The sequence below is a fragment of the Nitrospirae bacterium YQR-1 genome (assembly GCA_039908095.1).
Classification (GTDB): domain Bacteria; phylum Nitrospirota; class Thermodesulfovibrionia; order Thermodesulfovibrionales; family Magnetobacteriaceae; genus Magnetomonas.
On the sequence record JAMOBJ010000012.1, the window covers coordinates 76,310 to 87,846 of the forward strand.

Annotated in this window: 13 protein-coding genes; 3 read left to right on the plus strand and 10 right to left on the minus strand. The window is 44.2% G+C overall.

Annotated elements, in window-relative coordinates:
• Nucleotides 1-6 precede the first annotated feature (6 nt).
• Together H7844_07905 and H7844_07910 are read left to right on the plus strand one after the other, a co-directional pair.
• Entirely contained in the window at nucleotides 7-273 is a 267-nt protein-coding gene (locus H7844_07905; GenBank protein MEO5357206.1) for a ribbon-helix-helix domain-containing protein, read from the plus strand.
• Nucleotides 254-667 carry a putative toxin-antitoxin system toxin component, PIN family gene (locus H7844_07910; protein MEO5357207.1) on the plus strand — a complete coding sequence of 138 codons (414 nt, stop codon included), beginning with the start codon at nucleotides 254-256 and terminating at the stop codon, nucleotides 665-667. Before H7844_07905 ends, H7844_07910 begins: the two co-directional genes overlap by 20 nt.
• A gap of 133 nt (nucleotides 668-800) precedes the next feature.
• Here H7844_07910 and ilvC read toward each other — a convergent pair whose 3' ends face one another.
• The 10 genes from ilvC to H7844_07960 all read right to left on the minus strand — a co-directional run bounded on the left by ilvC (nucleotide 801) and on the right by H7844_07960 (nucleotide 10,111).
• Complete coding sequence (ilvC, locus tag H7844_07915) at nucleotides 801-1,814, minus strand: ketol-acid reductoisomerase (protein MEO5357208.1); 1,014 nt, start codon at nucleotides 1,812-1,814, stop codon at nucleotides 801-803.
• A gap of 51 nt (nucleotides 1,815-1,865) precedes the next feature.
• The gene (gene fabD, locus H7844_07920; protein ID MEO5357209.1) at nucleotides 1,866-2,798 is read right to left on the minus strand and encodes an ACP S-malonyltransferase; all 933 of its coding nucleotides are present in this window, start codon (nucleotides 2,796-2,798) and stop codon (nucleotides 1,866-1,868) included.
• Nucleotides 2,798-4,000: an FAD-binding protein gene (locus H7844_07925; GenBank protein ID MEO5357210.1), complete on the minus strand. Its 1,203-nt coding sequence runs from the start codon at nucleotides 3,998-4,000 to the stop codon at nucleotides 2,798-2,800. Before H7844_07925 ends, fabD begins: the two co-directional genes overlap by 1 nt.
• 36 nt (nucleotides 4,001-4,036) lie before the next feature.
• On the minus strand, nucleotides 4,037-4,819 hold the full coding sequence (locus H7844_07930; GenBank protein MEO5357211.1) for an electron transfer flavoprotein subunit beta/FixA family protein: 783 nt from the start codon (nucleotides 4,817-4,819) through the stop codon (nucleotides 4,037-4,039).
• A 177-nt stretch (nucleotides 4,820-4,996) separates the two neighbouring features.
• Complete coding sequence (locus H7844_07935) at nucleotides 4,997-6,154, minus strand: acyl-CoA dehydrogenase family protein (GenBank protein MEO5357212.1); 1,158 nt, start codon at nucleotides 6,152-6,154, stop codon at nucleotides 4,997-4,999.
• Nucleotides 6,155-6,263: 109 nt separating this feature from the next.
• Nucleotides 6,264-7,607, minus strand: coding sequence for a TldD/PmbA family protein (locus H7844_07940; protein MEO5357213.1), 1,344 nt, complete (start codon nucleotides 7,605-7,607; stop codon nucleotides 6,264-6,266).
• The gene (gene queD, locus H7844_07945; protein MEO5357214.1) at nucleotides 7,607-7,978 is read right to left on the minus strand and encodes a 6-carboxytetrahydropterin synthase QueD; all 372 of its coding nucleotides are present in this window, start codon (nucleotides 7,976-7,978) and stop codon (nucleotides 7,607-7,609) included. The genes H7844_07940 and queD overlap by 1 nt, the downstream gene beginning before the upstream one ends.
• A 12-nt stretch (nucleotides 7,979-7,990) precedes the next feature.
• Entirely contained in the window at nucleotides 7,991-8,506 is a 516-nt protein-coding gene (hpt, locus tag H7844_07950; GenBank protein ID MEO5357215.1) for a hypoxanthine phosphoribosyltransferase, read from the minus strand.
• 17 nt (nucleotides 8,507-8,523) lie between these two features.
• The gene (locus tag H7844_07955; protein MEO5357216.1) at nucleotides 8,524-9,252 is read right to left on the minus strand and encodes a molybdopterin-binding protein; all 729 of its coding nucleotides are present in this window, start codon (nucleotides 9,250-9,252) and stop codon (nucleotides 8,524-8,526) included.
• A 169-nt stretch (nucleotides 9,253-9,421) separates the two neighbouring features.
• Nucleotides 9,422-10,111: an endonuclease V gene (locus H7844_07960; GenBank protein MEO5357217.1), complete on the minus strand. Its 690-nt coding sequence runs from the start codon at nucleotides 10,109-10,111 to the stop codon at nucleotides 9,422-9,424.
• A 702-nt stretch (nucleotides 10,112-10,813) separates the two neighbouring features.
• Between H7844_07960 and H7844_07965 the strand changes: the two genes are divergently transcribed.
• On the plus strand, nucleotides 10,814-11,443 hold the full coding sequence (locus H7844_07965) for an N-acetylmuramoyl-L-alanine amidase (protein ID MEO5357218.1): 630 nt from the start codon (nucleotides 10,814-10,816) through the stop codon (nucleotides 11,441-11,443).
• Nucleotides 11,444-11,537: the final 94 nt, after the last annotated feature.

Sequence of the window (11,537 nt, forward strand, 5' to 3'; positions counted from 1 at the left end):
AGGTGTATGATGAGAGTAACCAAACAAGTGACAATTTCAATTATGCCGGAGCTTTTAGAGCGTGTTGAAGTTATAGCTAAAGAAGAGCACAGAACCAGAAGTGCACTATTGAGGGAAGCGCTGAGAAGCTATTTACTAAGAAAAGAATATTTAAAGTTGTCACAATATGGTCAAATGAAAGCTAAAGAACTCGGTATTGAAACTGAGGACGATGTCGCAAGGTTGATTGAAGAATATAGAAATGAACAAATGAATGCTCAAAATAGCGATTGACACAAACATCGTAATTTCGGGAATAATCTATGGTGGTAAGCCGTATAAAATATTAGAGTTAGTGATGGATAGAGTTGTGTTAAATGTCATTTCTTCATATATTATTAAAGAAATAGAGGGAGTACTTGTAAGGAAATTTGGATGGCAACTCCAAAAGGTAAAAGATAATACTAACTGGTTGCTTGAGTTTTCAGAACTTGTTAATCCTATAGAGAGCTTAAATGTACTTAATTATGACAACGATAACAGAATCCTTGAGTGCGCTGTAGCTGGAAAAGTGCAGGCAATCGTTACAGGAGATAGAAAGCATCTATTGACGCTGAAGCAGTACGAAAATATTTTAATTTTAAATGCCGTGGATTTTTTAACATGGATAAAAAAGCACTACGAATAATTACTCGCCCCTGCCTGTACTTAACCACCCAGGCCTACACTACAAAGCGGGGGGTCAAGGGGGAATCATTTCCCCTTGCGGGTGGGATTCAAAGGGAGGGCAGCGCCCTCCCTTTACTTGCCTTTTCCCTTATCTAAGCTTTTGATTTATCTACTAACTTACCTTTTTTAAGCCAGGGCATCATAGCTCTTAATTTTTGGCCTACATCCTCTATGCTGTGCGCCTCACCTTTTTTGGTTAGTGCGTTAAAGACAGGCTTATTGGCCTTACACTCCAGCATCCACTCTTTAGCAAAGTACCCGTCCTGGATTTCGGACAGTATTTTCTTCATTTCCTTTTTCGTTTCATCAGTTATGATTCTTGGGCCGCGTGTCAGGTCGCCGTACTGAGCGGTGTTGCTTATCGAATAACGCATGTTGGCAATGCCGCCCTCGTAGATTAAATCCGTAATCAGCTTAACCTCATGCAGACATTCAAAATAGGCCATCTCAGGGGCATATCCCGCCTCAACAAGTGTTTCGTAGGCTGCCATTATCAGGGATGTTAAGCCGCCGCAGAGAACTACCTGTTCGCCGAAAAGGTCGGTTTCCGTCTCTTCTCTGAAAGAAGTCTCAATAACCCCTGCTCTGCCGCCTCCGATAGCCGATGCGTAGGCAAGAGCGATATCTTTTGTATTGCCGGCAGGGTCCTGATGTATTGCTATTAAACAAGGTACGCCGCTTCCGCGCACGTACTCACTCCTTACGAGATGACCGGGGCCCTTAGGAGCCGTCATAAACACGTTTGCATCCACCGGTGGAACAATCTGCCCAAAGTGGATGTTAAAGCCATGGGCAAAAGCCAAATATACTGATTTTTTCATGTTTGGAGCAATCTCCGCCTTATACGTGTCTCCCTGAATCTCATCGGGAAGCAGAATCATTATAACGTCTGCGATTTTTGCAGCTTCCGAGGGAATCATCACGCTAAAGCCGGCCTCCAGCGCCTTATTCCAACTGCTGCCCTTTCTGATTCCAATTGTAACGTCCATACCGCTTTCTTTCAGGTTATTGGCATGAGCATGTCCCTGGCTTCCGTAACCCATTATTACTATCTTCTTACCTTTCAGGGTACTTAGATTTGCGTCCTTGTCGTAATAAATTTTAATCATCTTAAAACAACCCTCCTGTGTATATAAACCTGCACGGTACGGCAGGCCTTAATTGTTTAACGCTGCCACGGTTCGCTCTAAAGAAACGCTGTCCTGCACATTTAATATTGTAACAGATGAATCTATCCGTTTAATCAACCCTGACAGAACCGTTATAGGGCCAACCTCTACAAAAACCTCCACACCGGTGTCAACCATCTTTTTAACTGAGTCTTCCCAAAGAAGCGGACTGTTAAGCTGCCTGATTAACGATGCTTTAATTTGGTCAGCCTTGAGCAATACCATAGCGTCTGCATTGTTAACAATTGGAATTTCAGCATTTTTAAAAGTTATACCTTCAAAGTATTTACTTAACTGCTCAGATGCGCCAACCATAAGGGTACAGTGAGAGGGAACGCTGACGGCAAGCGGTATGGCACGTTTTGCCCCTGCATCCTTAGCAAGTTTTATGGCCTCATCAACAGCATGCTTTTCGCCTGCAATCACAGTCTGCTCCGGGCAGTTATAATTAGCCGCTGCAACATAGCCGGATTTAACCTGCAAACAGATATTATCAACACTCCCTCTGTCAAGCCCCAGTATGGCTGCCATAAGGCCATGTCCTTCAGGGACGGCTTCCTGCATAAATTTCCCGCGCATTTCGGTTAACTTAACCGCCGCCGGAAGAGTCAATACACCTGCGGCAACAAGGGCCGAATACTCCCCAAGACTATGCCCCGCCAACATTTCAGGCTTTATCCCCTTTGACAACATTACTCTGTAGGCGGCAACGCTTGTTGTCAGAAGAGCCGGCTGAGTTCTGAAGGTTTTATTTAATTCATCTTTAGGACCGGTAAAACATAACTTCCCTATATCATAATTGAGAGCCTCAGAGGCTTCTTTATAGACGGCTTTTGCCTCATCAAAGTTTTCAAAGAGGTCAAGTCCCATCCCTACTCCTTGAGAACCCTGCCCGGGAAACACAACAGCTACCTTTTTCATCATCCCCTTTCCTCCTTAATCTTCTTAATCAGCATAGGTATGATTTCATACAGGTCGCCCACTATTCCATAATTGGCAATATTGAAAATCGGCGCCTCGGCGTTTTTATTTATAGCGATAATGATGTCCGATGACTGCATTCCGACCATGTGCTGCACAGCGCCTGAGATGCCACAGGCGATATAAACCTTCGGACACACCGTTTTGCCGGTCTGGCCAACCTGATGGTTATAAGGAATCCACCCCTCATCAACGGCTGCTCTGGAAGCACCCAGTGTGCCGTTTACAAGCTCTGCAAGCTCCTTTAGCATTTCAAACCCCTTAGGATTTCCTAACCCCCTGCCCCCTGAGACTATCACCTCGGCTTCCGCAATGTTTATAGTGCAAACAGAGGCCTCATTAGCGGTCTCCAACACCCTGGTTCTACACTTTGCAGTATCCGGTGCCTCAACATTGATAATTATACCTGTCCTGCATGTATCGTATGCACCTTTTTTCATAACCTTTGGGCGCACTGTAGCCATCTGGGGGCGGGTGTCCGGGCACATAATTGTCGCCATAATGTTACCGCCGAATGCCGGCCTTATGGCAAGCAGGTTTCTACCTCCCTCTTCAATTTCCAAAGATGTACAATCCGCCGTAAGCCCTGCATGAAGACGGGCCGCTACACGAGGGAAAAACGATCTTCCGATTGCAGTGGCTCCGGCTAATACGATTTCAGGCTTGTACTCTTTTATGATTTTTGAAACAAGCTCAGTATATGGTTCGTCGTTAAAATTTGTAAGTGCGGCGCTGTTGCATAGATACACCTTATCCGCTCCCCACTTGATAAGTTCCTCCGCCTCTGATTCAGCGGCACCGGGCAGTATTGCGGATAACTCAACTGAGAGCTTATCCGACAGAGAGCGCCCGGCTGAGAGAAGTTCAAACGCCACCTGAGAAACCTTCCCTCCCCTTTGCTCGGCAAACACCATCACCCCTTTGTATGCCGATATGTCCTTAACTGTATCTGCATCATCTGAGTGCGTATCCTTCACTTCCTTTATAGCGCCCTCGGGGCAGACACTCAGACAAATCCGGCATATCTGGCAGTACTCGTTAACAAAAGCCTTACCCTGCCGTAACACTATTGCCTCATACGGACAGGAGGCTATACATGTCTCACAACTGGTACATAATTCCCTGTCAACCTTTATTTGCATGTCCTCTCCACATTAGCTTAAATTTATGTTTTTTCCCTATATACATTTAATAGTCTTAAGCACACCGAGAAGCTCTGCTGCCTGCTCCTGAGGCTTACCTTCAAACAGGATACGCTCTTTTTTCATCTCCGGCGCAAAGATGTTTTTAACCTGAGTGGGGGAACCTGAAAGCCCGAGGTCTTTTTCATCCAGTTCTATATCGGCATGGGTGAGCTTTTTAATTTGGGCGTTTTTTGCACGCATCTTACCTTTCAGGGAGGCATAGCGCGGCTGGTTAAGCTCGCGCACAACGGTGAAAAGCGCAGGAACCGAGGTCTCAACAACATCATAACCGTCATCCATCATGCGCCTTACCTCAACATGAGAATCTGAGATAGAGTTAATTTTACTAATATAAGCCACGTGCGGGATGTCGAGAAACTCGGCCACAGCAGGGCCCACCTGGGCAGTGTCACCGTCAATGGCCTGTTTGCCACAAAAAATAATATCGTAACCGATTTTCTTTAAAGCACCGGAAAGAGTGTATGCGGTAGCCCACGTGTCGGAGCCTGCGAAGGCTCTGTCGGAAAGTAACACAGCCTCATCCGCTCCCATCGCAACAGCTTCCCTGAGTGCCGTCTCGGCTTGAGGAGGTCCCATTGTTAAGACCGTAACCGTGGCGTTGACCATTTCCCTTATCGAAACGGCGGCCTCAATAGCGTGTAAATCATAGGGGTTTATTATGCTCGGTACGCCGTCTCTCATAAGTGTATTAGTTTGAGGATTAATCTTAACCTCAGCCGTATCCGGCACCTGCTTAATGCACACAACAATCTTCATAATCATACCCTTCTTTTTTTATTTGTTATACCAGGTTGCCTTCAAACCGTGCTCTCCCTTAAAGGGGAATTCCCTGTAAGGGATGCGTCGCTTGTTCCTCGCCGCCGGCATTTGCTTCTGAATGCTACATGGTATTAATTCTATACTCGTAGTCATTGTAAAGTATTAATCATTGAATTATTTTATCCTCGAGAACTCCTTAATTAGGCTTTGGCAAATGACATTTCTTTGAATCTGATTAGTGCCCTCGTAGATTTGCAAAATCTTGGCATCCCGCATCATCTTCTCCACAGGGTAGTCACGCATATAGCCGGAGCCGCCCATAACCTGTAGAGCATTTGTCGTAACTTTCATACCAATATCAGTGGCAAACGTTTTAGCCATAGCAGAGGGTTTTGTAATATCCTTGGCACCACTGTCTATAAATTTTGCTACCGAATAGACAAGTGCCCTTGCGGCCTCTATCTCAATAGCCATGTCAGCAATCATGTGTTGTATTGCCTGAAAACTAATAATCGGTTTTTCAAACTGAATTCTTGTTTTAGCAAATTTCACAGCCTCCTCAAAGGCTCCCTGTGCTACTCCCAGCCCTTGTGCTCCGACCCCGATTCTTGACTGATCAAGTGTCTTCATGGCAACGATAAAGCCCATACCGTCTTTGCCCAAAATGTTTTCCTTAGGCAGGCGGCAATTGTCGAAAACAAGCTCACAGGTAATAGATGCCCGTATGCCCATCTTTTTTTCCTTTTTGCCAAATGTAAATCCCGGTGTTCCTTTCTCTACAATAAAGGCGGAAGCGCCTCTTGCTCCGCGGGCTTTATCCGTCATGGCTATAACTGTATATATCTCAGCCTCGCTGCCGTTAGTTATCCACTGCTTGGTACCGTTTAAAACATACTCATCACCGTCTTTAACGGCGGTTGTTTGAATTCCTGCGGCATCACTTCCAGCGTTAGCCTCGGTAAGGCCGAAAGCTACCAGCTTTTTACCGGATGCGATATCCGGTAAGAACTTATCCTTTTGAGCATCTGTGCCAAACAAAAGAATAGGGAAAGTGCCGAGGGCATTTGCAGCATAACTGGTGGAAACACCCAAACATGCCCGGCTTAGCTCCTCTACTGCAATGCAGAGCTCTACCGCCCCCTTTCCTAAGCCCCCGTACTGCTCCGGTACAAATAAACCAAAGAGATCGGCCTGAGCAATTATCTTCATAATATCTTTTGGGAATTCCTCTTTTTCGTCAAGCTCAGCCCGCACAGGCACTACTTTTTCCTCTGCTATCTGCCGTGCCAAGTCCCTTATCATCAACTGCTCTTCTGTAAAGAAATAATCCATTTATTCCTCCAATATCGTTTAATCAGTCCTTAACCGCATGGAGTCGCCGACTCCCTGACCACTATCTTTATCCTTAACTGCCGGTGGTCGCCTGACCACCCGGCCACCGCTACCCGCTTATATCAACATCATTTATTAATAAAGAAGGGCTGCCGTATCGCCCGTAGAATTTTACTTCACCGGCAAAAGCCTCTATGTTTTTAAAAAAATCGAGTAAATTACCACTCATCACAGCCTCCTTAACCGGAAAGGCACGGCTACCGTTTTCTATCCATATGCCGCTTACTCCCACGGAAAAATCACCGGTTATTCTGTTAGCCATATGAACTCCCATCGCATCGGTTATATAGAGGCCCGTTCCCATATCCTTAAACATTTCGTCAAGATCACTGTATTTAAACTTATCACCGGCAGGCTCTATGTAGAGGTTTGACGCTCCCACCTGAGGCAGGCCCTTTATGCCGCCCCTTGCTGCATTTCCCGTGGATTTTACATTGTCTTTCTTAGCAGTATAGAGGTTATACAAGTAACCGCTTAGGATACCGTTGCTGATGAGTACCGTCTTTTGAGAAGGAACGCCCTCACCATCAAATGGGCGTCCTGCGGAGCTCCTATGAATTGTGGCGTCATCTATTATATTGACATGCTCTGACACTACCGGCTTTGACAGTTTACCGCAGAACATGGATTTTCCCTTTTGTACATTTTCAGAGGACAATGAGGAAGCAATAAGGCTTAAAAAATCCACAGCCACGGAATTGTCCATTACAATGGCTGTTTTTAGTGATTTAAAAGGCCTTGCACCGAGGAGTTCAAGCGCTCTGAGGGCGGCAATTTTACCCACACTACAGGCGGCAGCCTTTGCCGGCAGATACCTGTTGGTTTCATAGTGCCAGCCTGATTGGGTATCACCGTTTTCCTCAGCCATAGCCATCACTGAAAAACTGCAAGATGTTGCGCTGTAGAGACCGAATAATCCGCCGGTGTTAGCTAAACACAGCTCCATGACGGTAACCTCGGCTGAGGCGTTTCTGACTCGCTTTACCTTGCCGCTCTCCTGTAGAGCCGCCCTCTCAACATCCATAGCCATAGCTATTACATCGTCCTCCTTAATCGAGACAATGTTTTTGTCATATATGTCAACATCAAAGTACTGCTGTTTAGGTGAAAATGATATATAGTCATCACTTTGAGTCCATTTAGCGGCCTCAAGGGCATAGTCAAGCACTTCAGGCCATTTTTCAAAATCCGTGGAGTATGCCAGCCCCTGTTTGTTGTCTTTAAGCACACGGATAGAAAATCCTGAGCCTTGGGAGCGTTGCAGACTTTCAACCTCAGCCTCCTTAGCCTCTGCCTCAATGCTTTTGGACCAGGCTGCAAAAACCTCACACTTTACGCCGTAGCGGCCTGTGGCGGCGTTAAGAACCTTATTAATAAATTCCGTATCCGGCATTAGTCCTCGTAATAGGTGGCGGCTGACGTTTCAGATTCCCACACAGTTACTGAAAGGAGCCGCACATGTTCTGATAATATTTTCTTCCTTAGCATATCGTAAATCCACTTTGCTATATTTTCAGAAGATGGATTTATCTGAGTAAACGGAAAAATATCATTCAGAAATGCATGGTCAAGCTGAGAGGTAACCTCATTTGTGAGTTTTTTAAGATCGTGAAAATCAATTGCGATATCTATTTCGTTAAGCTTTTCGGCCTGTACAACAACCTGCACGCGCCAGTTGTGGCCATGCAGGGCCTCACACTTACCCTTGTAGCCTCTTAACTGATGTGCTGCTGCAAAGGTTGTTTCCACTGAAAGTTCAAACATAATTCCTCGTTTCTAATGTTTTAAAATCCCAATATAGGGAAGATTTCTATAACTGTCGTTGTAATCAACGCCGTAGCCGATTACAAACTCATCAGGGATTACAAAACCGGTGTACTCAACCGGCACCTCCACAATGCGTCTGTCTTTTTTATCTAAAAGCACACAGGTTTTCAGCGACCTTGGTGATTTTTGCAGAATTCTTTCACGTATCTTGTTAAGTGATATACCGGTATCTATGATGTCTTCAATGAGAAGGACGTCCTTACCGGTGATATCCTCCCTGATGTCGGCGTGTACTGTAACCTCACCAGATGTGCTGGTGTCAACGTAACTTGAGGAAATGATAAAGTCAACCGACAGCGGGGCCTTAATATGCCTTATCAGGTCGGCAAAAAAAACGAAAGCGCCTTTTAGAATTCCTATCGCAATGAAATGCTCATTACCGAAGTCTTTGTTTATTTCTGAGGCAAGCTCCTTTACTTTATCGGCAATCTGCTCTTCAGTTAAAAAAGGTTTCAGTTTAGTCATAGTTCACCCCCTGTGTGTTACTCTATTTTAACAATCTTGTCACTGTACGGCCCACTTGTGCACATTTCAACGGCGCTGCTGACGGCACTTGCTTTCAGGGATTCAAAAGTCAGATAAACCCTATACTGATTTTCATTTACAACCGGATATGAGCCGATTTTAACGTCAGGATGCTTAGAGACAACCTCATTAATAAAAGGGGCTAACTCCGATTCGTATTCGTTGAAATATACCTTTTTTAATTCTATGGGCGGCTCGTTGAAAAAAGTTGATATAAGGTCAAACTTATCCCTGAGAAAATCGGGCAGTCCCGGAAGTATATATATGTTTTTGAACTGTATAAGAGGAAACCGGATAGACTGATGCGTAATGACAACAGCTCCCTTAGGGATCTCAGCCATTTTCAGCCTTTCCGGAGTCAGCTTATCGCCATAGCGGTCAAAGAGGAATTTATAGAGGGAGTCCTCAATAACCACCTCTGTGCCAAAGCCTTTAGCAATGCCCTCGATAGTGACGTCGTCGTGGGTTGGGCCGAGTCCGCCGGAGGTAAAGACAACATCGTAGTTGTCCGAAAACTTTTTAATCTCCTCTGCAATAACAGGCACCTCATCGGGGATAATGCAAACACGTCTTACGACAATGCCCTTTTCCCTGAGTCCTCTGGCCATATAAAAGGCGTTACACTCATCCACCTTACCGGAGAGCACCTCATCTCCTATAATCAAAATACCTGCAGTCTTAGGCATCCGTGTTTATCGCTTATCTCCTGTGCTAAATATTTACAAGGGGACACACCCCCTGACGGCTTAATGACTGATTAAAAAGACTAAACTACTGCATACTTGCATTATACTATAAAGGCATATTTATAATAAAGGGGTAGGCTGGAAAATCTACTAAGAAAACATCAGTTTTTCAGGAAGGCGTTTTCTCCGCCGTTTTCCTTAGAGCAGCCAGGTTATGGGCGCACCTTACAGGCTGTGGCAGCCGGTAGTTTGTAGTGCACCGAAGGACAATTCCGACGGAATCGTCAAAATCCACAAGGTTGCCGGGTGAGATAAAAAGCGGCTTTACGTTGTTACGGGTTCTCAGGACAGTGCCGATTCTTTTTGTACCGGCAAGAAGGTGTGATGAGTCGCCCTTTAGGGGCCCCGGGGGCTCATAGTTACCGGTGAGTCTGGACTTGGCACATCCGATTGCCGGCAAATTCATTAAAACACCGATGTGTGAGGCCAGCCCTAAGCCTCTGGGGTGTGCTATACCCTGTCCGTCAACCAGTATAATATCGGGTGGTGTAGAGAGTGCCCTCAGTGCATCAATCATAGCCGATGCCTCCCTGAATGATAAAAACCCCGGGATGTAGGGAAACTCAACTTTTCTTACCACTGTTTTTTCGTCTGTTTTCAGTAGCTGCATTTCACAGACGTCTGTAAGCTCGTACAAACAAGCAGCAGCAATAATATTTTCGTCAATAAATGCCGCATCCACACCGGCAATATATCGGGGCTTGCCACTTATGGGTTGTAACGTCAGGGATTTTGCCATTTGGGCCTGTAGTGCCGCAGCCTTTTCGAGCTGTTGCCGGTAGTACTCTGATTCTGACATCTCTGATTATATACTAAATTAACATCAAAGTTTCAGTCTTTGTCTGTACTTCGTTTTTTAACTTTCAGATAGGTAGGTGGCTCTACATTACGAATAAACAGTGTGCCAATCAAAACAAAGCTTTCTTTATAATAGGTGATCTATGCCTTTAACCGTTGATTATCATTGTCGGCAAGCTGATATTTACACTGTAACAACACTTTAACAGATTTCCCATTCAACCCATCCACTCTTATTATGCGTCATCGCCTATAAGGACTACCAGTTTTGAAAATATCTCAATTATTGGAAATGATTCCATAAAAATATGGATTCTGTTCCCACTTCAGAAAGTATCATAAAATAAATATCATTATATTTCAAGCAGTTATGATAGATATATAAATGGCATAAAAATTGCTATATAAGTACGCTGAATATCCGGTATAAATTTTATACCATATTTTAAAAGGAGAATGAATATGGTTTTTGTAAGAAATGCGTATATATGGGCAGGAAAAAGTTTTGATTCTGACTATTAAGTATAAGCTTTATGTTTGGCTTTGCAAACATAAGGCTGCTGTTTAAGTCCATACAACATATAAAAAATCTGTAAAGCCCCGACCGTATGGCGGGTTAGAAAAATCGACAACAGGAGTGTTATAAAATGATGTACAAACTAACAGTTAACAAATTTATTAAAACAATCAGGAGATAACTGCAATGAGCATTAATAAAACTTTAAGACTACAAGACAAAGAGTACATCAAAACCGAGACTAAAAAGGATTTGATTGTTGTACACCATACTGTTGGAGCTACTGCAAAAAGCACAATTGAGTACTGGGCAACTGACCCGCAACGCATTGGCACTGCATATGTTATAGAAAGAGATGGTGAAATTTTTGAGGTATTTGACTCTAAGTATTGGGCATATCATTTAGGTCTTGAGAATTCCGGTGGTTTAGTTGACAAGCGAAGCATAGGAATAGAGCTTGCCAGCGAGGGTGGTTTAATTCAGAGAAATGAAAGGCTGTATTGCTTTGGCAAAGTCTCCGACCGAACAGTGTTTAAAGATGCTTTTTATGATAACGGAACACCTTGGAGAGGTTATCGTTTTTTTGACGCATATTCTGAGGCTCAGATTACATCATTAATAGAACTAATAAATCAACTGATCGTGCAATTCAATATTCCTAAATTTACACCTGCTAATCATGTTGACACTGACGATGGTTACAGGCAATTTAAAGGGATTTTAGGACATCATCATCTCCGGCGCGATAAGTCTGATGTGCATCCCGGTTTCCCATGGCAGAAAGTTATTACATCGTGTAGCTTGCAATTAGATTAAATTGCCTTTGTAGTTAACTGCTGCTATGTTGAAATGTCAAGCCTTCTTTTTTTTCTTTTCTAAATTTTCTCCAAAAATTTAGTAGTAGAGCCTG

Excerpts from the sequence above, each read along its gene's own strand:
- H7844_07905 (MEO5357206.1), top strand. The coding sequence starts at position 7 with ATGATGAGAGTAACCAAACAAGTGACAATTTCAATTATGCCGGAGCTT.
- H7844_07910 (MEO5357207.1), top strand. The coding sequence starts at position 254 with ATGCTCAAAATAGCGATTGACACAAACATCGTAATTTCGGGAATAATC.
- fabD (MEO5357209.1), bottom strand. The coding sequence starts at position 2,798 with ATGAAAAAGGTAGCTGTTGTGTTTCCCGGGCAGGGTTCTCAAGGAGTA.
- H7844_07925 (MEO5357210.1), bottom strand. The coding sequence starts at position 4,000 with ATGCAAATAAAGGTTGACAGGGAATTATGTACCAGTTGTGAGACATGT.
- H7844_07930 (MEO5357211.1), bottom strand. The coding sequence starts at position 4,819 with ATGAAGATTGTTGTGTGCATTAAGCAGGTGCCGGATACGGCTGAGGTT.
- H7844_07935 (MEO5357212.1), bottom strand. The coding sequence starts at position 6,154 with ATGGATTATTTCTTTACAGAAGAGCAGTTGATGATAAGGGACTTGGCA.
- H7844_07940 (MEO5357213.1), bottom strand. The coding sequence starts at position 7,607 with ATGCCGGATACGGAATTTATTAATAAGGTTCTTAACGCCGCCACAGGC.
- queD (MEO5357214.1), bottom strand. The coding sequence starts at position 7,978 with ATGTTTGAACTTTCAGTGGAAACAACCTTTGCAGCAGCACATCAGTTA.
- hpt (MEO5357215.1), bottom strand. The coding sequence starts at position 8,506 with ATGACTAAACTGAAACCTTTTTTAACTGAAGAGCAGATTGCCGATAAA.
- H7844_07955 (MEO5357216.1), bottom strand. The coding sequence starts at position 9,252 with ATGCCTAAGACTGCAGGTATTTTGATTATAGGAGATGAGGTGCTCTCC.
- H7844_07960 (MEO5357217.1), bottom strand. The coding sequence starts at position 10,111 with ATGTCAGAATCAGAGTACTACCGGCAACAGCTCGAAAAGGCTGCGGCA.
- H7844_07965 (MEO5357218.1), top strand. The coding sequence starts at position 10,814 with ATGAGCATTAATAAAACTTTAAGACTACAAGACAAAGAGTACATCAAA.